Annotated in this window: 18 protein-coding genes; 1 reads left to right on the forward strand and 17 read right to left on the reverse strand. The window is 41.2% G+C overall.

The annotated features are described in order from the left end of the window. Positions 1-63: 63 nt before the first annotated feature. On the reverse strand, positions 64-906 hold the full coding sequence (locus NST73_RS09370; RefSeq protein WP_212361881.1) for a PRD domain-containing protein: 843 nt from the start codon (positions 904-906) through the stop codon (positions 64-66). 375 nt (positions 907-1,281) lie between these two features. On the opposite strand from NST73_RS09370, the gene NST73_RS09375 reads away from it, so the two are divergent. Further along, positions 1,282-1,590 (forward strand): DUF4870 domain-containing protein, encoded by a 309-nt coding sequence (locus NST73_RS09375; RefSeq protein ID WP_024719064.1) that lies wholly within the window; start codon positions 1,282-1,284, stop codon positions 1,588-1,590. 56 nt (positions 1,591-1,646) lie between these two features. Here the strand turns inward: NST73_RS09375 and NST73_RS09380 are convergent, their stop codons facing one another. The 16 genes from NST73_RS09380 to NST73_RS09455 all read right to left on the reverse strand — a co-directional run bounded on the left by NST73_RS09380 (position 1,647) and on the right by NST73_RS09455 (position 20,315). Next, positions 1,647-3,050 (reverse strand): HAMP domain-containing sensor histidine kinase, encoded by a 1,404-nt coding sequence (locus tag NST73_RS09380; RefSeq protein WP_342499535.1) that lies wholly within the window; start codon positions 3,048-3,050, stop codon positions 1,647-1,649. Between the two features lie 2 nt (positions 3,051-3,052). Then, on the reverse strand, positions 3,053-3,760 hold the full coding sequence (locus tag NST73_RS09385; RefSeq protein ID WP_024719062.1) for a response regulator transcription factor: 708 nt from the start codon (positions 3,758-3,760) through the stop codon (positions 3,053-3,055). Between the two features lie 131 nt (positions 3,761-3,891). Beyond that, on the reverse strand, positions 3,892-5,157 hold the full coding sequence (locus NST73_RS09390; RefSeq protein WP_326241997.1) for a glucuronoxylanase: 1,266 nt from the start codon (positions 5,155-5,157) through the stop codon (positions 3,892-3,894). 41 nt (positions 5,158-5,198) lie between these two features. Then, positions 5,199-6,743: a glycoside hydrolase family 43 protein gene (locus NST73_RS09395; RefSeq protein ID WP_326241999.1), complete on the reverse strand. Its 1,545-nt coding sequence runs from the start codon at positions 6,741-6,743 to the stop codon at positions 5,199-5,201. A gap of 224 nt (positions 6,744-6,967) precedes the next feature. Next, positions 6,968-8,428 carry a CoA-acylating methylmalonate-semialdehyde dehydrogenase gene (locus tag NST73_RS09400; RefSeq protein WP_274660332.1) on the reverse strand — a complete coding sequence of 487 codons (1,461 nt, stop codon included), beginning with the start codon at positions 8,426-8,428 and terminating at the stop codon, positions 6,968-6,970. A 366-nt stretch (positions 8,429-8,794) separates the two neighbouring features. After that, positions 8,795-10,126, reverse strand: coding sequence for an alpha-glucosidase/alpha-galactosidase (locus tag NST73_RS09405; protein WP_007499268.1), 1,332 nt, complete (start codon positions 10,124-10,126; stop codon positions 8,795-8,797). 31 nt (positions 10,127-10,157) lie between these two features. After that, positions 10,158-10,988 (reverse strand): carbohydrate ABC transporter permease, encoded by an 831-nt coding sequence (locus NST73_RS09410; protein ID WP_039167804.1) that lies wholly within the window; start codon positions 10,986-10,988, stop codon positions 10,158-10,160. Next, positions 10,988-11,920 (reverse strand): sugar ABC transporter permease, encoded by a 933-nt coding sequence (locus tag NST73_RS09415; protein WP_342499536.1) that lies wholly within the window; start codon positions 11,918-11,920, stop codon positions 10,988-10,990. The genes NST73_RS09410 and NST73_RS09415 overlap by 1 nt, the downstream gene beginning before the upstream one ends. A 30-nt stretch (positions 11,921-11,950) precedes the next feature. Continuing rightward, positions 11,951-13,207 (reverse strand): ABC transporter substrate-binding protein, encoded by a 1,257-nt coding sequence (locus NST73_RS09420; RefSeq protein WP_342499537.1) that lies wholly within the window; start codon positions 13,205-13,207, stop codon positions 11,951-11,953. Positions 13,208-13,424: 217 nt separating this feature from the next. Continuing rightward, on the reverse strand, positions 13,425-14,465 hold the full coding sequence (locus NST73_RS09425; RefSeq protein WP_326242006.1) for a LacI family DNA-binding transcriptional regulator: 1,041 nt from the start codon (positions 14,463-14,465) through the stop codon (positions 13,425-13,427). A gap of 183 nt (positions 14,466-14,648) precedes the next feature. Next, on the reverse strand, positions 14,649-15,341 hold the full coding sequence (alsE, locus tag NST73_RS09430; RefSeq protein ID WP_039167812.1) for a D-allulose 6-phosphate 3-epimerase: 693 nt from the start codon (positions 15,339-15,341) through the stop codon (positions 14,649-14,651). A gap of 17 nt (positions 15,342-15,358) precedes the next feature. Next, positions 15,359-16,621 carry a PTS ascorbate transporter subunit IIC gene (locus NST73_RS09435; RefSeq protein WP_268382090.1) on the reverse strand — a complete coding sequence of 421 codons (1,263 nt, stop codon included), beginning with the start codon at positions 16,619-16,621 and terminating at the stop codon, positions 15,359-15,361. Positions 16,622-16,647: 26 nt separating this feature from the next. Then, on the reverse strand, positions 16,648-16,914 hold the full coding sequence (locus NST73_RS09440; protein WP_017359544.1) for a PTS sugar transporter subunit IIB: 267 nt from the start codon (positions 16,912-16,914) through the stop codon (positions 16,648-16,650). A 15-nt stretch (positions 16,915-16,929) separates the two neighbouring features. Then, the gene (locus NST73_RS09445; RefSeq protein WP_342499555.1) at positions 16,930-19,002 is read right to left on the reverse strand and encodes a BglG family transcription antiterminator; all 2,073 of its coding nucleotides are present in this window, start codon (positions 19,000-19,002) and stop codon (positions 16,930-16,932) included. A 397-nt stretch (positions 19,003-19,399) separates the two neighbouring features. After that, positions 19,400-19,699: a contact-dependent growth inhibition system immunity protein gene (locus NST73_RS09450; protein WP_024719051.1), complete on the reverse strand. Its 300-nt coding sequence runs from the start codon at positions 19,697-19,699 to the stop codon at positions 19,400-19,402. Positions 19,700-19,859: 160 nt separating this feature from the next. After that, positions 19,860-20,315 (reverse strand): hypothetical protein, encoded by a 456-nt coding sequence (locus tag NST73_RS09455; RefSeq protein WP_024719050.1) that lies wholly within the window; start codon positions 20,313-20,315, stop codon positions 19,860-19,862. Positions 20,316-20,327 lie beyond the last annotated feature (12 nt).

A 20,327-nucleotide genomic window follows, 5' to 3' on the forward strand; every position in this document is an offset into this window, starting at 1 on the left:
GATCATTCTTTCTCATGGAGATTTGTTTAGGTTAATGCTTTTTCATAACACGCCTAAATGAAATTATTTATTTTTTTGGTGTTCCTTTGTGATTCTCTCAATATGGATGACTAAAAAAACAAGTTCGTCTTCTGTCACATTCCAATTGAATTCTCGTTTTAACATTTCTTTGATGATCAATCCGCAGGCATAACTCTTCATATAACGATCCTGTATTAATTCTTTTAACGAGTCATCCATCTGCTGCGGTGGTTGATTGGTTTCCTGCCTGACAATAAAATATCTCAAGTGGGTAATAAACCTCGAATAATTAATGGATGATTTATCCAATATCATCTCGAAAATATTTTGAATAATTTTGACGATTTCTTTCGTAAGGTGAGTCATCTTAATGGTGTCTCCCATAGACTGACCATCTATTTGAGCGTTTACAAAATGCAGGGCAATGAGTGAAGCTTCAGTATCTTCAAAAGAAGTGCCCATCATCTTTTGAATAATTGTCAGTGCTTTTTTCCCGACTTGATATTCTTGAAAATAGAGATGTGGAATTTCCCACACAATGGGGTTTTCATACGCCATTTTTTCTTCGTGTCTTTGAATAGCGAAAGTGAGATGATCGGATAGCGAAAAGAGCACGCTGGAACCTAACTTCTTATTCAACATCTCTTCGCCTACGCGAATGATTTTTTCAGTTAATAAAAGGATATCAGTTGGGATAGCGGCAAGTTGAGATTCTAATGGAGACGTCTGATCAGAATAAAATGTCTTACTGACAGCGCTCTCATCAAGGGTATCACCTTTCTTCTTTTTAAAACCTATTCCTGTTCCAAACACAACGACTTCATTTTGAGCCTCTGTTAGAGCTAATACAATATTATTATTTAAAACTTTAACGACGGTGAACATCCTCATCCCACCTTAACTAAAATGCTAAAAAAAGCATAAAAAAACACCAAAATCTCAGCAAACAACGTACAAATGTACAATCTGTTTACCTGACTTGGTGGTGCCTGATCATATCAGTAACACTCCTGCATCGGTTACGACTTTATTTTATACAGAGGGAATGACCAAAGTCAACTATTTTTTCAGAAAAAATAGATTGAAATACCTATAATGATTTTATCTTGCATTGATCATTCTACAGTTTAACAAATTTAAGGTTGCTGTAAGGTTCGGATTAATACGAGTTAAGGTTGAGGTTGTACAATGAGTTTGTAAGGAATTGAGGGATGAGTCAAATGGTCCCCTCTTCTAAATCAATCATAGAGGTGAAAAGTTTTGAGAGAAAATAAAATTTTGTCTTCATTATGTTACTTCAGCATCTTTTTTGCACCATTTCTATTTCCGATTATCGTTTATTTCTTAGGAAAAGACGAAGTGAAATACCATGCGAAAAAGTCACTATGGACGCATGTTATTCCTTATCTGATTTTCGGTCTTGGGATTGCCGGTTCAGGTTTACTTGGCATGAACGATATCAGTCATGCTGGTCCGTTCTTAATTGCAACGTATGCTGTGACATTCCTTGTGGCGATCTACTTTTTCATTTGGAACATTGTGAAAGGCATTAAAGTGTTTTCAGAATAATAGATGGAAAAACGGTTCTGTGATTGAGCAGAACCGTTTTTTTTTTGTATGTCCGTTCAAGCGGGTAATTGGATATCAATCGTTGTTCCTTCTCCTATCATACTTTGTATTGTAATATCTCCCCCGTGTTTTTGGATGATATCTTTTGCAATCGCCATTCCAAGACCTGAGCCTGCATGTGTCCCTCCTGTATTCGTCCCTCTATAGTAGCGGTCAAACACTTTTTCTAGCTCTGCCTCTTCAATTCCTTTGCCGTTGTCTTGAATGGTGATGTGGGTATGTTCTTTTTGTTCAAGCTGTACAATGATGTTCACATCAGCATCATTGTGAACAAGGGCATTTAAAATAAGATTGGTGACCGCTCTTCGTATGAGGATCGTATCAATATTCAGCATAAGCTTGTCTACATTCGTTTGCAGCTCAATGGTCTGATCTGCATATCTCGAATCGTTGAGGATATCAATTAACGTTTCACGCAGCAATGGCACAATGTTCACCAGCTCTTTATGCAGCATCACGTCGTTATTTTTCAGCCTTGTTGTTAAATTGAGATCCTCCATCACATCTTTGATGTACAGTGATTTATTCTCAATGATGTCAGCGTAATGTCTGATATCTTGTTCTGAAAGAGGATAATTTGGATCTTTCATGATTTCTGCATAGCCTTGAATAGAGGATAATGGTGTTTTAATATCATGAGAAATATGACTGATCCACTCTTCCCGCATTTGCTCTAATTTGTCTTTTTCTTTTTGGCTTGAAGCGAGCTGCTCGGATAAGTGATTGACATTATAGAACACATCTTTATATATTCCCTTAGTTGGCAGATTCGTCGTATAATCTCCGTTTGCGAGCCGCTGAATGCCGTAAATGGCACGGCCGAGCGGTTTGATGAGTTGCCGGCTGAATAAGTATCCAATGAATAAGGCAATGATGGCATCAATCGATAATAAAATCATCGTCCCGATATTGAATTGCGATATTAATTCTTTCGTATCAAAAGAAAATAAATATTTTCCGATGGAAGGGTCCTTAAATCCGATGAAGTAGCTGTATTCCTTACCCTTTCCATTTTTCCCCCCAGCATAGATCGTCGACATCAATTGCTTATCTTTATATTTATGTAAGTTTACAATTTCTATAGGTGTGTATTTGCTCTTTATGCCTTTAGGTGCTAGTGCATGATAGACGTCTTGTCCATTTTCGTCTAATATTTGAATCCACGCATTTTGTTGTTTTAAGGCTTGCTGTCCTTCTTTACTCACAGTGATATTTTGATCAGACAAGATGATGTATTGTTCAAATGTTCTTGTGAAGGTTTCCGGCGTATTTCCTTCGTTTTGCTGACTGCTTGCTTGTAGTACAAGCCATATCATGAATCCAAATAAGTTAATAAAGACCGTGATAATGGTCACGATAATGACAGAGACCATGTATCTGCCTGTTAATCGCCATTTCATCTTTACGCATCCTTTACAACAAATTTATAGCCAAGCCCTTTGACCGTCACGAGAAATTCTGGTGTAGATGGGGAATGTTCTATTTTTTCCCGCAGTCTTCGTATATGAACCATTACCGTATTATCAGAACCGAAGAAATCCTCTCCCCAAACCGTTTGATAAAGCGTTTCTTTACTGATTACGCGATTCGGATGCTGCAAGAAATAAGTCATCAACATAAGTTCTTTCGGAGTGAGCTCAATTGCCGCTCCGTTTTTCGTCAGTTCGGCTTGCTGCTCGTTTAACTCAAATGGGCCTTTTTTGATCACGGGCTCCGCTTGAGAAGGCTGTAAGTATGATGACCGTCTTAGCTGGGCTTTTACCCGGTAAGCGACTTCTTTTGGACTGAACGGTTTTGTAATGTAATCATCGCCGCCAATGGCAAGTCCTACAATTTTGTCTGATTCCTCTCCCTTTGCTGATAAAAAGATAATCGGAACATGCGAGACGTCTCTAATTTGTTTGCAAATATCGTAGCCTTCTCCGTCTGGCAGCATAATATCCAGTATGACGAGATCTGGTTGTTCTTGATGAAATTGCGTGAGTCCATCACGGGCAGTTGAAGCTGTTAACACCTGGTCAATGCCTTCTCTTGTTAATACTGTATTAATTAATTCTAAAATTTCTTTTTCGTCATCTATAATCAATACTTTGCTTTGAACCTTTGGCATGATGATCACTCTCCTGAAGTCATTGTTATTATTATACCCAAAGTGTTGACGTCGTGAAAAATCAACTTTCTATTTACACAGAAAAAAGCCAATTTTCTTTTTTAATGAGAAAATTGGCTTTTCGTGTTTCTTTAGCGTTTGACCACAAATGTTGTCACACTTTGAGCAGGGAGATGAGCCCAAAATTGATTTCCTGATATGTTTAAGTCAGTTCCAGGCTGAAGGTTGCTGCTGCCGCTCGTCACCCATCTAGACGCCTGAGAAACGGAGCCATTTTGCACGACGAAGTGTTGATTGACCCCTGCATTGTTTTTATTAATCGCCACAATGACGACCTGATTGTTTCCTTTGTAGGCTGAGACGAAAACATTCGATTCGGGGCTTTTTGTTGCATCAATCCTGACGTACCCTGGACGCACAAACTTGGAGAAATGCGCCATGTTGTATCCACGTTTGCTAATCATTCCATCTTCTTTCATAGGACTGTATGATCTCCGGATGTACCACCACACATACGCCTGAAAGTCCCCTTCCACCATTGAATGGTGAATATGCTCTGATACCCCTAATGCCTCAGGCCAGCGGTCCGCTGAATTGTTATCACTATTCGGATAGTAGACCTCTGTCATCCATAGCTCTTTCCCTGCCCCTTTTTGTTTGAAAAGAGGATACGGAAGCTGGCTAATTTGGGTTCCGTATAGATGAGCGCCGAGAATGTCCATATTTCTAAGCGCCTGCGGATCGTTTAAGATAGGATCTGAGATATTCTTAAGGTATTGAAAGGATTCAGGTGCAATCACACGTGCATTAATGGAGCCGGCATTTTCTCTCATGAATCGCAGGATTTCCTGAGGTGTCCACCATGTCCATTCGTGTGCATAATCGGGCTCGTTTTGAACAGAAATCGCATAAAGATTGACTCCGTTGTTTTTCATGTAAGTGACAAAATCATTCAGATGCTGAGCATATGCTGCGTATTGATTGTATTTAAGCCGCTTGGCAGGTGATCCATTCCGGTTGAATGTTTCAACCATACTGCTTGGAGGATTCCAAGGGGAAGCAATGACTAGAGCACCATGCTCGATCGCTCGTTTGGCCGTCGCGACTTCTCTGCTCCAATTGTTTCTGTTTTCGTCTACATAAATTCTAAGAATGGAAAACCCTAACTGATTTTGTCCATTGCCAAAGGCGGTTTCCCTTTGTGGTGCTGTCAAATCACCAATCCAAGCTGGATGGTTCATTCCGCCAAAACCACGAATCACTTGTCTTTCTGCGTTGAGGTTAATGTTTGCGTCAGCTGCTGATACTTCAGCTACTCCGGGCCCTATGAACATGACAGATAGCATGGTGAAACACACCAATAAAGCAAGCATTGGTTTTTTTATACTTGACATCAAATTCCCCACTCCTCTATCAAACATTTAAGCACCTTTATTCGCTACCTTTGAGTAAACTGCCAAGAATCAAATTGGAATAGATTTCCCCCGCCTGTTCCGGTAAAGACAAAAAATACGTTGTGCACTCCGGATGCGCCGTTAATCGATGTTTCTATTTCCCGCCAGTTGTGTGTTCCACCGGTGGAAGGGACATTCAGTGTACCGACCAGTCTGCCGTTCGCGCTGCCAAGGCGTACTTCTATTTTCCCGCCTACTGTCGATGCGACATTGGCTTTAAATGTTCTAGCGCCATTTGAACCAAAGTCTACATTCCCTAAAGCGACCCAATCGCCATTTTGAATATTGGTGACATGCTGGTTATTCACTGGTCCTCCTGGTGCTGACGAGGCTTCTGTCAAAATGCGTCCATTCCAAGCGAATGTTTCAGCTTCAACACGTTGATATGGATTCAGATTAGATAGCTGTTTCACTCCTTCATAATTGGCTGCTACTTCTCGAAGGGAGCCATCTGCATTATGCACAAGCTTGTTAATATGTGGAGAGCGATAGCCTTTGCCGCTTCCGTATAATGCAGAGCTAACGGTTTGCGTATGATACACCACATACCACTCATTTTTAAAATTGAATACCGCATGATGGTTGTTACCGCCGCCACCAAAAAAAGCACCCGGATTTTTCAGAAAGTGTCCTTTATACGTGAAGGGTCCCATCGGACTTGAGCTCGTCATATAGCCGATTTCACCAGGTGGTTTATCAGCAGGATGTGAGCCGCCAAAATTGATGCAATAGGAATAGTAATAGGTTCCGTTATACTTATGCATCCCTGAGTCTTCAAACATAAAAGGAGCATCAATGGTGGATGCGCTACTGGCCACACTTGTCATATCAGCACCTAGCTTCAAAACTCTTGCTGTTTTAGGATTTGCCCATTGTCCCTGCGTTGGATTGGAACCACCTGGAACGCCTCCGCCGGCATATAGATAACCAGTACCGTCATCATCTACAAATACGGCCGGATCAAAAAGCCATACAACTCCGGACATGCCAGGTGTACTTGGCGTAACGAGTGGTTTTCCAATCGGATCAGTCCATGGGCCGATCGGGCTGTCTGCTGTAAGGACACCTATCCCTCCGCCGCTGTTAGCGAAATAAAGGAAAAATTTATCCTTTCCGTTGATCTTCTTTACCGCTGCTGATGGGGCCCATGATGCGCCTGCCCATTTGGCAATGCCTCTGCCGCCATTTGCCCCATTTGCCCCCGCAACTGGAATCGCTCCGTGATCGGTCCAGTTGACCATATCCGCCGAAGAGATGACGAATACTCTATTCAGATTTGCAAATGAATTGTCCTTAATCGTTCCGTTGCTTTGATATTCATAGTCATCACTCGACATATAAAGGTACACTCTTCCGTTATAGGTAAGCGCAAACGGATCTGCTCCTAAGTGATGGTCAATGAGCGGGTTTGCATTTCCTACTTGCTTGGCAATAGGAGTGCTTGCCGCATTCGCTTCATATACCGGCAAACAACTCAGTACCAAAGTGAAAATCAATAAACAAACGCTGCACTTCATCCTCGTCCTCATCGTGTCATTTCCTCCTGTTTTCATCTTCCTGATATTGGGGTTTAGGCCCAATTTCAAATTATGTTGATGTTTCGTGATGAAGAATGAATACAAAGAATGATTTCTCCCTGTGAAACCCTGTAAAGAGTGCGATGAAAACCCTTACTTTTTAACTAGAAGACAACAAAAAAATGCAGTCTCCATTTTGGAGCTGCATTCTTTCTCAATGTTCAATAAATGTACTTCTACATATACCGAGCGGTCACCATTTTCTTTCTCGTGTAAAACTCTACTCCGTCTGTTCCATTGGCGTGTAAGTCTCCGTAGAAGGAATCTTTCCAGCCGGAAAATGGGAAGAAAGCCATTGGAGCAGGAACACCAATGTTAATGCCTAACATGCCGGCTTCGATGTTTTCACGAAATTCTCTTATGCTTGAAGCGCTGTCTGTGTATAGGCAGGCACCGTTTGCGAATTTTGATTGATTGGACAGGTCGATTGCTTCTGCGAGTGATGAGACACGGACAATGGATAAGACTGGGGCAAAAATCTCGTCCTGCCAGATTTTCATTTGATTTGTGACATGATCAAAGATCGTTGGTCCGACAAAATACCCTTCTCCATTTGTTTCGTTATCTTGTCTGCCATCACGAATCAGGCTTGCGCCTTCTTCAATTCCTGATTGGATATATTGAAGAGTTCGTTCTTTATGCTCTTTCCGAATGACTGGTCCGAGAAAGACATCTTCATTTATTCCGTTTCCGATGACAAGCTGGTTGGATTCATCGACCAATTGTTGAATCAAGTCGTCCGCCACGTCTTCTTCCACTGCGACAACGGCTGCTGCCATGCAGCGTTCACCTGCTGATCCAAAAGCAGCACCAATGATCTGTTTTGTTGCCGATTCTAAATCAGCATCTTTCAAGACGATGGAGTGATTTTTTGCACCGGCAAGTGCTTGTACACGTTTACCATGTGCTGTCCCTTTTTTATAGACGTATTCTGCGACTGGCTGAGAGCCGACAAACGAAATGGCTCTTACCTTTTCATGTTCAAGCAGACCGTTTACTACATCGTGAGCGCCATTGACAATGTTGAGCACACCTTTTGGAAGTCCCGCTTCTTCAAATAGTTCTGCTAACCGTGCAGCAAGGATTGGCGTCCGTTCTGAAGGCTTTAAAACAAATGTATTTCCACAAGCGATGGCAAGCGGGAACATCCAGCATGGGACCATCATCGGAAAGTTAAACGGGGTAATGCCGCCGATGACGCCAATTGGGTAGCGGTACATGCCAGACTCTAGACCAGTCGCAATATCAGGCAGTTGTTTCCCCATCATTAAGGTTGGTGCACCAGCGGCAAATTCCACACATTCAATTCCTCGCTGCACCTCTCCTTTTGCTTCTGTTACACTTTTTCCGTTTTCCAGCGTGACGAGTTCAGCCAACTCATCCCATTTCTCAACGAGTAACTGTTGGTATTTAAATAAAATACGTGCCCGCCGGGGAACAGCTGTTTTAGACCAAGTGGTGAACGCTTCCTGTGCTGCTTGGACTGCATGTTCTACATCCGTTTTTGTTGAAAGCGGTACTTCTGCGATGACTTCGCCAGTAGCTGGATTATAAACAGCTTCCGTTTGGTTCGTTTCGGCGTCCACCCATTGTCCACCAATATAATTTTTCAACGTTTGTACATCTGTTTTGGTCATGTTCCCTCTCTCCTCTTTGTTTGGATTGTGATGCAATCGTGTGTTGATTTATCGTCATTGTCTCATCTAAGGGGCCTTCATCTGTATACACTCTTTGTCAAATGAAACCACAGTTTTGCTTTACGTTCTGATAAAACATGTGAAGTCTATACCTTCTAGCTCTTTTGGTTCCGAAGATCTGTCCCCCTTTTAGGTCGTTTTGAATGTGTGGCATGATCATGTTAACTAATTGATGGTGTATTTTTGGTTAACTGTTGGTTAACTTTAGAAAAATCATAATATTAAAAACACTTCCAGTCAATGATCAGTTTGTTGATCTAAAAAAACCTGATGCCAAGTGCATCAGGCTAAGACTATTTATGTTAGTTATTTAGAAGAAATTGCGTATTGACTCGGCTCTGTATAAGCCGGGAGCATCTCCCCGTGTGCTTCAATTAATTCATTACATAGTTTGATGGTGTCATCAATTGATAATTCAGCACTTGTATGCGGGTCTAATAATGCCGCTTGGTAAATGTGTTCTTTTTTGCCGCTGATTGCAGCTTCAATCGTCATGAGCTGTGAGCTGATATTGGTCCGGTTGAGTCCAGCCAATTGTTCAGGTATCTCTCCGATATAACATGGCATGATACCGCTCCGGTCTGCAACACATGGCACTTCGACACAGGCTTTTTCAGGAAGATTGTGAATGAGTCCACCTGTGTTCAGTACATTTCCACCAAATTTAAAGGGAACGTTCGTTTCAATCGCTTCAATGATACGTGAACCATATTCTTTAGAGCGCGTATGCGTGATCTGTGTGTTTCCCACAAGGTCATGTTTCATCGTATTCCAATTGTTGATTTGTTCCTCGCAGCGTCTTGGGTATTCATCGAGCGGAATGTTAAACTGTCCAATCAGTTCTGGATAACGAGATTTGATAAAATACGGATGATATTCTGCATTGTGCTCTGAGGATTCGGTGACATAGTAGCCGAATTTATCCATTAGTTCAAAACGAACCATATCTGGATGCCGCGTTTTTTGTTTTTCTTTTGCTCTTGCTTTGATCTCTGGATACAAGTCTTGACCGTCCCGTTTTACTTCTAATAACCATGCCATGTGATTAATGCCGGCAATTTTTTCTTCAATGCCTTCATGGTCCATTTCAAGTGATTGAAATAAATCTTTCGTACACACCTGTACGCTATGGCAAAGACCAACCGTTTGAACCCGAGTATAACGGAGCATAGCGCCAGTCAGTGTGGCCATTGGATTCGTGTAATTTAATAATAAGGCGTGTGGACACACCTCTTCCATATCCTTTGCGAAGTCCAGCATCACGGGAATGGTTCGAAGTGAACGGAAAATGCCGCCGATGCCAACTGTATCCGCAATCGTTTGTCTTAATCCATATTTTTTTGGAATCTCAAAATCAATGACAGTGCTTGGCTGATAGCCTCCCACCTGGATGGCATTGATGACATATTTCGCATTCTTTAAGGCTTCTTTCCGGTTGTGATACGACTGAATAGTCACATGTGCACCGTAGTTCTCTTTTAAGTGACGCAGCATCGTTTCTGATTCTTTCAGCCGGTTGTGGTCGATATCATATAACGCAAATTCAAAGCCGGCAAGTGCGGGAACGAACAGACAATCTCCTAATATATTTTTAGCAAACACGGTACTTCCTGCACCGATAAATGTAATTTTAGACATAGACGACACTCCTTTTTACATCAAGGTTGGATTACCCTTTAACAGAGCCTTGAGACAGCCCTGCGATAAAGTATTTTTGCAAAAGTAAAAACATCGTGACCATTGGCAGCATCGCAATGAGAGCAGCGGCGCCAACGAGCTGGAGCTGGTGTTGATTTTGACCAAAGAAATTGGATAAGGCGACTGTCAGTGTATGCATCTCTTTATCTTGCAAGAAGAAGATGGCAAATTGATAGTCGTTCCAAATATACACACAGGCAATGATTAAAACAGAAGCGGTAATCGGCTTCAGCAGCGGAAAAACGACGGTGAAAAAGACTCTAAGTGTTCCCGCACCATCAATACGAGCTGCTTCTTCAAGCTCCTTTGGAATCGTCGACCGGATAAAACCGGCATATAGAAAAATCGTCAGTGGCAAAAAAGCAGCAACATTGTTTAAAATAGCGATTTGATAAGTATTCATCATGCCAATTTGTACAACCATTTTGTATAAAGGGACAAGGGCTGTGAGCGGCGGTATCACCATAATGGCAATGAATAAGAGATAGACCGCTTGATTCAGCTTTGTTCCTCTTCTTGCGAGCGGATAGGCGGCAAGTGATCCAAAGATGATGAGTAGGGCAGCCGAGCTGAACGTAATGATCACTGTATTCAAAAAGGACTGGCCAAGCTGAGCATCTGTCCATGCCATGCGAAAGTTTTCAAAATGAAGCGTTGATGGGAACAACCATTTTGAGCTAAAATCTCCTATCCCCTTTAGAGAGGTCGTGACTAAAATATAAAATGGAATCAGGTGCAGCAATGTTATCAAAAGGGCGAGTAAGGAGTACCATCTTTTCTTTCGTTTATAGGCGTTATCCATCACACCTCGGTCTCCTTTCGTTTGAAATAAATAAGCGCTGCAACACTAACGACAAGGATGATGACAGCCATAAAGACACCTTGCGTCGCTGCATAGCCTGCATCCTGCCGTTTGAAATACAAATCGTACATAAAAGTCGACATCGATTGCGAGGAATCTCCGGGTCCTCCGCCAGTGAGCGCGACAATGACATCAAACAATTTAAGTCCACCGATCACATTGAGCACAACATTGATGGTGATAGATGGCATTAAAAGCGGTAATGTGATGCGCCAAAATTGCTGAAGACCTGAAGCTCCGTCGAGTTGTGCTGCTTCATAATAATCTTTAGGAATGCTTTGGAGTCCTGCTAAATAAATGATCATGGCAATCCCGACGAATTGATACGTATTCACAAACACGATGATCCAAGTGTTTAGCTGCGGATTACCAAGTGCGTTCATTGGATCAAATCCAAAAAGGGTAACAACGTCGTTTAAAGCACCACCTTGGTACGCAAAGACAAAATACCAAATATAGCCCATGGCAATCGGGCTGATCATGACGGGTAAATAGATCACCGTTCTTGTGATGGCTCTCATTTTTAAACTTTGATTTAATAAGAGTGCATATCCAAGACCAATCATATTTTGTAAGATGGTGCTCCCGATGCCGTAAATAAGGGTATTTTTCACAACAAGCCATGTAGTTGGATCTTGTAGTAGCCGTTTGTATTGATCCAGTCCGATCCACTTATACTGTTGTGAGAAACCGTTCCAATTTGTAAAAGAGAGCTGAATCCCGTTAAAAAAGGGATAAATGATAAAGGTACTGACAACGAGAACAGCAGGCAGATACATCCACCAAAGTGAAGAATTTTGGCTATTTTTCATCTTCTGTTTTGGAAAAGAGGTAAATGTCGCCGCCTGTTTTTCTTTTGTGATGTCACTCATTGGCTTCACTCCTGTTTCAGCATGAGCCTGCTATTGTTTTTTCAGACGCTTATATTCCTCTTCCATTTTCTTCGATAGTTGTTCCGGTGTGATGGAGCCTGCTAATAATTCTTGACCGGTCGTTGCCATGACAGCCCACATGCCGCTCGGTAAGTATTTCCGATCAAAATATGGTTCAATCTTAATATCTTTATATTGCTCGTAAAATGTAGAGTAATAGTTTTTGGCTTTGACTTCTTTTAAAGCCGTTTCAGAGGAAGTGCCCTCTGCGATTTTTTTTGCGTTTTCAGGCTTTGCTAGAAAGTCAATGAATTGTTTTGCTTCTTTTAGATGCTTGGAGTCTTTCCATGCCGCGACAGTAAAGCGTTCCCCGCCAATCCAGCTTTGCTCATCTCCTTCATGAATCGCTGGTACGGGCATGGTGCCTACTTTGATCGATTGATTGAGTTCAGTCGCCTCAGGTCCTAAAGATCCTCCCACAAAGGTGAAAGCGATTTTGTTTTGTGCCATCAGCTCAGGTGCTTGGGATAGTTTCGCCGTGAGTACATCTTTGTTTAAAAGGTCTTGATCTTTCAGCTCCTTCATAAACTGTGCAAGCGGTGTATAGTGAGACCAATCAAATGATCCATTTTCAAGGTCTTTTCCGTATTGATGTTTTTGATCGGTAATGAGTAAAGGCGTTGCCAGCTCATCAAAGACTTGGGCAATATTTGAATTATCGCCTCCTGGAATCCAGAGCGGCACAACGTCTCCTTTACTTTTTTCTTTGACAGTTTGTAAAGCACTTTTCAGTTCATTCAGTGTTTTAGGAACTTTTATGCCATATTCTTTTAGTAGATTGGCATTAAAACTAAGTCCGTCTTTTGCTTGATTCAGCGGATAAGCATAGACTTTGCCATCTTTGTCTTTTAAAATTTGATCGAGTGAAGGATCGAGTTGTTTTACCCAGTCCATCTCCTTTAGATCAGCCACGTATTCGCTATATCGCAGCTTGGCCCAGCCGTGTGTATCAAATAGGTCTGGCATGTCGTTTGCGCCCATTTTGACGCGTATCATATCTTCATAGCTGTTGCCAGGGAAGTTGGCATCAATTCGGATGTTTTGATGTTCTTTTTCAAAGTCACGGATCACTTCTTCAAATGCCTTTCTCTCCCCGCTGTTGCTCATTGTAGAGAATAGAGTCAAGGTCACTTTTCCGTTTGCTTCAGACGCACCGTTATTGCCACAAGCAGACAAGATCATCGACAAAACTAGAGCTGCACACAGCATCAAAATTTTTTTATTCATCGTTTCCTCCTTTTGATCACTGAAAATTCAGACGATTATCGGTAGAATTCATGCAGTTGCGGAAACAAAAGAAGTCCATTATACTGGAATTCTATTCTTTTCAAAGAGATAAGAGAGCAATTGGGTGAACTGCGTTGTTTTCAGCATGATCTGGCCATCATGCTCAGCAGCTCCCTTCCTGCTTTTTTGTCTCTTTTTTGTTTACTGAAATGCTTATTCACCCCCTTTCATGGATTGGGCATGTGCTGCCTCTTTGCATGAGTTTTGTTGGCACGACGACTTTTAAAGGAAGCTTTCTTCCTTCTATCCGCTCAAGCAAAAGCTTTAGACCTACTTCCCCCATTTCTTCTGTATATACTTTAACCGTTGTGAGCGGCGGGCTTGAAAAGGAAGCGGCTTCGATATCATTAAACCCCACGATTGAGACATCTTGAGGTACACGAAGGCCGTCTTCATGTAGCGCTCGCATAGCGCCTATTGCCATAGAGTCACTTCCGATAAAAAAGGCTTCTGGAAGCTTTCCTTTCTGAATGGCTTTTTGCATAAGCGAGTAGCCTTCTTGCATCGAATATTCGCCTATGTGGATGTCATTCATATGAAGAGTTCCCGCTTCTTGCATTCTTTTGATAAAAGTTGTTTGTCTTTCGTCCTCAATCACAGCATTTCCTTCGAAATAATGCTCCCTCTCTTTCCCGCCAATATAGCCTAGATGTGTGTAGCCGAGAGATTGCAGATGACGAATGGCACGATCTGCCGCTCTGACAAAATCCACATGTACACAATCATACAAATCTTCATCCGCATAATGATTGATAAAAACGATATGTTCCATTCGGTTTGTCATCTTTTCAACCGTATCAGGGCTGATTCGTCCAATGACAATCAAACCGTCAATATCCTTTAGTATCGCCCCTTTATCCATGTTTCTTAGGCGAAAGGTGTGGAGAGTAGACAGACCTTGTTTGGCATATTCTTTTTCAATTCCTTTTCGAATCGATGAAAAAAAAGGATCATTTAATTCTTCGTCAATGGATTGGGCGACAACGACACCGATGACTGGGGATGCGGGTGGGCTTTTTACTTCTGCTTGATCGGCTTTTCTTGCTCTGACTGGGGTATAGTTTAATTTCTTGGCTATGTCGAGGATGTTTTGTCTTGTTGCGTGTGAAACGGCAAGCGTTTGGTCGCCATTTAACACACGGGATACAGTAGAGACGGATACTTTTGCATCATGAGCAATATCTTTGAGTGTAGTCATAGGCAAACTCCTCATCATTTTTGACTAAATGTTTACTAAAGATATTTGAAGAATAACACATAAATAAAGCGCTTTCAATTATAAATTTGTGCTTTTATGAAGTTTTTGAGTATGTTTTGATAAGGAGATAGTTTGTTTAGTAAAATTGCGTAAAAAAGAGGATGGGCTTCATCCTCTTTTTTACTAAGGTGATTTCATTGTGGCTGTTTCTTTTGCGAACAATTGCTTCATTATTTCCCATGCTTTATCTAATTCTTCGTGAAGTCCAAATAAACCTGAGGTGCCGATGATGTAAATTTCATTTCCTGCCTCAGCAAGCAATCGGAACGTGCTTTCATTACAAGAGCCGTCTACCTCAATTGAAAATGAGTATCCCCCCTTCTCTTTGATTTCTTTCACCTCTTTCATTTTCGGAAGCATTTCTTTGATAAAAGGCTGACCCGCAAACCCTGGATCAATTGTCATGATCGTCACCCGGTCTATTAAATGAATAAAAGCATCTAATGCTGCAACTGGTGTGGCGGGATTGAGAACAAAGCCGACCTCACACTTTCTTTCGTGGATATGCCGAATGATTCGAAAAACGTCTCTTTGCACCACTTCTGGATGTAAACAAATCATCGTTGCGCCTGCATCAATACATGCATCAATTAAAAATTCCTGAGGCTGTTCGGCCATTAGATGAACATCAATCGGAACGTCTGTCAGTTTCCGAAGTTGTTCAATGAAAAAGGGTGATAAGGTCATATTTTTTACATAGTGACCATCCATGACGTCGACATGATAACGGTCTGCCCTTGTGTTCAGCAGCTGAATTTGTTCACGGAAGTGCGTTAAATCCATGCACATCAGTGAAGGTGAGAAAATAGCTGTCATCCTGAAATGCCTCCTTTTTAAAGATGAAATATAAATTTGATCAATCCAATCAAGATTCCGATGATACCGAAGTCTGTATCGCCAAATGTTGTCCCTTCAAAGCCAAGAGTGCCTAACACAGGAAGTAAACAAGCTGGTAAAAATGAAAGGAGTATTCCATTCACAAAGGAACCGGCGACTGCACCTCTCACTCCCCCTGTTGCATTGCCATATACGCCCGCTGTCGCACCGCAGAAAAAGTGCGGCACAAGTCCAGGAACAATGACAGTTAAACCAAACAAAGGAAGAAGGAAAATAGACACGATGCCTCCAGCAAAACTGCATAAAAAACCGATGATCACCGCATTTGGAGCAAATGGGAAAACAGTTGGCGCATCAAGTGCCGGCTTTGCCCCTTTGACGAAACGATCGGCAATCCCTTTGAAAGCAGGCACAATTTCCCCGATTGCCATCCGTACACCTGCTAAAATAATGTACACCCCAGCAGCAAAGGTAATGGCCTGAATGAGAATGAAGACAGCAAAGTTCGTACCACCACTAATGTTTTCTATATATGAAATTCCCGCAAACGGTGCAATCGCAAAGAAAAGCAAAGCCATCGTAATGGAGATGGCCACCGATGTATCTCTTAGAAAACCGAGTGATTTAGGCACTTGAATGGTTTCCGTTGATTTCTCTGGGCGCCCGACCCATTTGCCGATCATTCCCGCTGTAAAATAGCCGAACGTACTGAAATGACCGAGCGCCAGATCATCACTTCCAGTGACTTTCCTTGTAAACGGCTGAAGGATTGCGGGAGCAATGACCATCGCTGCACCTAATACGATTGAACCAGTGATGATCAGCAGCGTTCCTTGCATGCCGGCTGTTGACAGAACGACTGCAAGCATAGCCGCCATATATAGCGTATGATGACCAGTTAAAAAGACGTATTTAAAGGGTGTGAATTTTGCCAAAAGCAAATTGACCACCATACCAAAAATCATAATGAGCGCTGTCTGTGTACCGAATTCCTTTTGGGCAATGGCTGCCATGGCATCTGTATTTGGGACAACCCCTTGAATGTGAAACGCTGCTTCAAACATCTTCCTGAAAACCCCAAGTGAATCAGATACGACTGTGGCGCCCGCTCCTAATATTAAAAAACCCATTGTTGTTTTTAAGGTGCCTGATACAGTATCGGCAGCTGACTTTTTCTGCAAAAGTAAACCAGCCAGGGCAAACAAACCGATGAGAATTGCGGGTGTGCCCAATATATCGTTCATGATCAGTTCTATCATGATGTGAATCCCCCTTTTTCCGTCGATTATATGTGTTTACGAAGGACGTCTTTAATGGCTTCCTGGTCTAACAAGTTATTTAATCCAGCGACCTTTCTTGTGCCGTCATCCAGCTGATCGATAATGTCTGTTGCTCCGATATAGAGGTCTGCTTGTTCATTTTTGCTTGTACTGAGATCGGTGTGATCCACTTCCGCTAAAAGTCCTAATTCTTCTAAAGCCTTTTTGACATTCATTTCAACAATAAAGCTGCTTCCTAAACCGTTTCCGCATACAACTAGAATTTTTTTCATTCTCTTTTTCCTCCTTTAAACTTGTGAAAATTGATTGATTAGTTGTTGGATGGTTGCTAATTCCTCTGCTTCAATCAATTGTCTCACCCGTTTTTCTTCACTTAACAGCATCGTCAGCTGTTTGAGTGCTTTCAGGTGGGTCATACTGTCAATGGCAGCTAATACAATGATGAGCCGAACTTGCTTTTTTCCATCCTTTGAAAAGAAAACGGGCTGATGACATGACATAAGTGACATGCTTAATTTGTTCACGCCATCCTCTGGCCTGGCATGCGGAATCGCCACTTGTGGCGCAATCACAATATAAGGGCCATTTTGATGAACAGACTGGATCATCGCTTTCACATAACTTTCCTGAATCGCTTGTTGATCAAGCAAAGGCTGCGCTGCTTTTGTAATGGCCTCCTGCCATGTGTCTGCTGTTTGCTGGAGCTGAATGGTTTCTTCTGTTAATAAATCGTTTAACACTGGTTTCCACCCTTTCTGGTGTGATACATATGTGGAATGAAGCAGCTCCTTCAAGTCATGAAGCAATGCTTTTTCATTTTGAACGATGGTATGCTGCTGAATGATATTGAATAAAGCATTCACATGGTGCTCATCAAGCTTAGGTTCTGAGCCTTCTCCATATTGAAGCAATGTTTTTTTCTCATAAGCAGTGAGAATAGGGTGAACGAGATGAACAGGTTTTCCTTTAAACGAAATAGGTGTCGTTGATACAACAAAGTCGGCATCAATGGTTGTTAATTCTTCATATGAACGTTTTGATAACAGTCCGCGTATGTCGATGTAGCCGATTAATTCAAGAAGCTGCGTTTTCAGCATGTGACTTGTGCCAATTCCTTCTCCGCAGACAATGTAAACAGAACGTTTCGCAATCGACGAAATCCCTTCTCTTCTCATCCAGCCGCCAAAATGCATCGCCACATAGGCAATTTCATGATCGCTCATCTTTGAACAGGCCGCCTTCTCTAAATGGCAAGCAACCTTTTGCGTGATGTCAAACACCTCTGGCTGTGCATGTTTCATGGAATCTGTTAATTCATTGATGATATCAATGTGATAGATGAGTCTATAATAGGCAGGAATTAAATGCATGGTTAAGTTTTGTTCCAAGACTTCTACTTCCTGGAAGGAAATACACGCATAACGCTGAAAGTCAATGATCATTTGTCTCGCAATGGTTCGAATGAGATGTTCTTCTGGTTTTTGACTTGATGGAAGTTTTTGTTTTTTGGCACTGAGCCATAGCGTACTAAGAAAATAGATTTCATCATCATGAACCAAAAGACTGGTTTCTTTTTGAATTTGCGCCATGAAACGAATAGCAGCCAAGCATTCATCTGTTTCCTGCAATGTCCGTTTTTCTTCTGTTGAAATGTGTACAGCACGTCCTAGCTTCATCCGTTTGAAGTAGAAAAAGAGATCCATAGACAGCTGATCCAGCATGTCATCTGCAAACTCAAGCTTCAGATCTTGTTCGGACTGTTGAAGGAGAGCATGTATTCTCTTATATGAGATAGGACCCTTTAACCAAACCGATGGAAATGTTTTTTCATTTTTTATCATGTTGCGAATGAAATGAATATAAGGTTTCAGCGCCAACCGAATTGTTCTTTCTTCTCCTGAAATTAAATAGCCACTGGCCGCCTGATAATGAAGTGTAAGCTGCTGTTTTGAAAGTGCTTCTTTTAGTTGTTTCATATCTTCAAGCAGTGTATTGCGGCTTACCTTCGTCATCTCCATAAAATCATCAATTTTTAGATGCTTCTCACTGCATGTAATGGATAGGAGCAAGATGGCACGTCTTTCTTTTACACATGGTTCATAGTCATGACCGACTAGAACGGTGTCAGCTTTTTCGATAATGACTTCTTTCTCGTGTGGATTTAAATAGTAGCCTCGTTGATCTTTTCGCTGGACGCCACTAAGCTGATGGGTTTCCAGCCAGCTATTCATTCGCTTGATTTCAGCGTAGACCGTTCGAGTAGAGACATTCAGTCGATTCTGTAAATCTTCAATTGATAGATAAGTGGTCGTGTGAAGCAGCATCGATAATAAAGTCGTGCCCCTCTTGGTTAAGTGCAGTTGGAATCCCTCCCTTCTTCCCTTTGGTTATAAGTCTAATCAACTCACATGTGTCAAAGAAGTCCAAATGTCTTCAGTAAATGCTGTGCAGCTTTTGGATGCTGTTTTTTCGTCAAAAAAGCACACCCGTATGAGTGTGCTTTTAAACTTATATCCAAAGAGTTCTTTGTCTTCTTTTATTATGAAAGGAATGAGGTCATGAATGTCCTGGTAAATCTTTTTGAATGCTATATTTTAATATTTCTCAATGCCTTTCGCGTTCTTGATTCACCCATATATACTGCATAAAACGGACATTCATCACAGGGCCAATATCCTTTGTTTCGGTTTTATTCGGTTTGATGCGCAACAAACCCCAAAACCTTAAAAGGCATAAAGACAATCAAGATTCATTTTGTTACTTCATTTTCACTGCTTCTTTCATTTCCTCTATTACTTTATCAAACCACTGTAGAGGATTTAATGAGATCGCCGGAAAGTAGATTTCTGCATTATTTTCGATAAAGCTTTCTTTTTCCTGTATTGTTAAAGGACTATTCGAAAAATCCTGACAATCCTTTATAGTGGACAGCAGACATTCTTTGCTAGCTTCATGAATAAACTCATCTAACGCTTCTTCTGGTGACACGATATCCTGATGAAATGAACCACCTAAAAAATCTTTTAACTTCTTTAAATAACTGGAGCTCTCATTCATTGAATCACCTATCATAATTAAAATTATCAGTTTAAATAGTCGAATTTAAAAACCTTCATCTCATAGAAAACAATGTAGTGGTGTTTGCTAACCTAATTAATGTCAAACGAGAGATTTCAGGTTGTGGCTCTGCTCTTTGATTAATTAATCTTGCTTACAATTAAATTGCGCAGTTTCCAATATGAAGTTCAAAGTGTTTTTCTTCTGAAAATATTTGAGCAATTTTACCTGTTATTTTATCTGCTACAATGATGCTATGATTCTCTGAAAATAGCCAAATTTCTTCAATTGCCTTATCGAAATCTAAAGCTTTTACATTTGCCCAAACAGGAAAAGGGTCATTTTCAATTAAAATAAACCATTCTTTTTTCTCTTTGAGAAAATCTAATGAATTTTTTAACCAAGTCATAATCGAGTCTTTGTCTGTATTTGTTAATATTTCGGAAGGTGTTGAATCTATTTGACGAAATTGTTTTAATACTGTTTCACATAATTTTAGCCATTGAGAAGCATCATCTTCAAAATCAATTACCTCAATATATGCTAATTGTTGTATTTTCTTTTTAGCATTCATCAAAGCAATTTTTTTCTGTATTTTTTCATTTTTATATACCATTTTTTCATTCCT

The organism is Bacillus sp. FSL W7-1034 (assembly GCF_038593365.1).
Classification (GTDB): domain Bacteria; phylum Bacillota; class Bacilli; order Bacillales; family Bacillaceae; genus Bacillus; species Bacillus altitudinis.

Bases quoted from the DNA above. Each gene is read 5' to 3' on its own strand.
- NST73_RS09370 (WP_212361881.1), bottom strand. From the start codon at position 906: ATGTTCACCGTCGTTAAAGTTTTAAATAATAATATTGTATTAGCTCTA.
- NST73_RS09380 (WP_342499535.1), bottom strand. From the start codon at position 3,050: ATGAAATGGCGATTAACAGGCAGATACATGGTCTCTGTCATTATCGTG.
- NST73_RS09385 (WP_024719062.1), bottom strand. From the start codon at position 3,760: ATGCCAAAGGTTCAAAGCAAAGTATTGATTATAGATGACGAAAAAGAA.
- NST73_RS09395 (WP_326241999.1), bottom strand. From the start codon at position 6,743: ATGAGGACGAGGATGAAGTGCAGCGTTTGTTTATTGATTTTCACTTTG.
- NST73_RS09400 (WP_274660332.1), bottom strand. From the start codon at position 8,428: ATGACCAAAACAGATGTACAAACGTTGAAAAATTATATTGGTGGACAA.
- NST73_RS09405 (WP_007499268.1), bottom strand. From the start codon at position 10,126: ATGTCTAAAATTACATTTATCGGTGCAGGAAGTACCGTGTTTGCTAAA.
- NST73_RS09410 (WP_039167804.1), bottom strand. From the start codon at position 10,988: ATGGATAACGCCTATAAACGAAAGAAAAGATGGTACTCCTTACTCGCC.
- NST73_RS09415 (WP_342499536.1), bottom strand. From the start codon at position 11,920: ATGAGTGACATCACAAAAGAAAAACAGGCGGCGACATTTACCTCTTTT.
- NST73_RS09420 (WP_342499537.1), bottom strand. From the start codon at position 13,207: ATGAATAAAAAAATTTTGATGCTGTGTGCAGCTCTAGTTTTGTCGATG.
- NST73_RS09425 (WP_326242006.1), bottom strand. From the start codon at position 14,465: ATGACTACACTCAAAGATATTGCTCATGATGCAAAAGTATCCGTCTCT.
- alsE (WP_039167812.1), bottom strand. From the start codon at position 15,341: ATGACAGCTATTTTCTCACCTTCACTGATGTGCATGGATTTAACGCAC.
- NST73_RS09435 (WP_268382090.1), bottom strand. From the start codon at position 16,621: ATGATAGAACTGATCATGAACGATATATTGGGCACACCCGCAATTCTC.
- NST73_RS09440 (WP_017359544.1), bottom strand. From the start codon at position 16,914: ATGAAAAAAATTCTAGTTGTATGCGGAAACGGTTTAGGAAGCAGCTTT.
- NST73_RS09450 (WP_024719051.1), bottom strand. From the start codon at position 19,699: ATGAATGAGAGCTCCAGTTATTTAAAGAAGTTAAAAGATTTTTTAGGT.
- NST73_RS09455 (WP_024719050.1), bottom strand. From the start codon at position 20,315: ATGGTATATAAAAATGAAAAAATACAGAAAAAAATTGCTTTGATGAAT.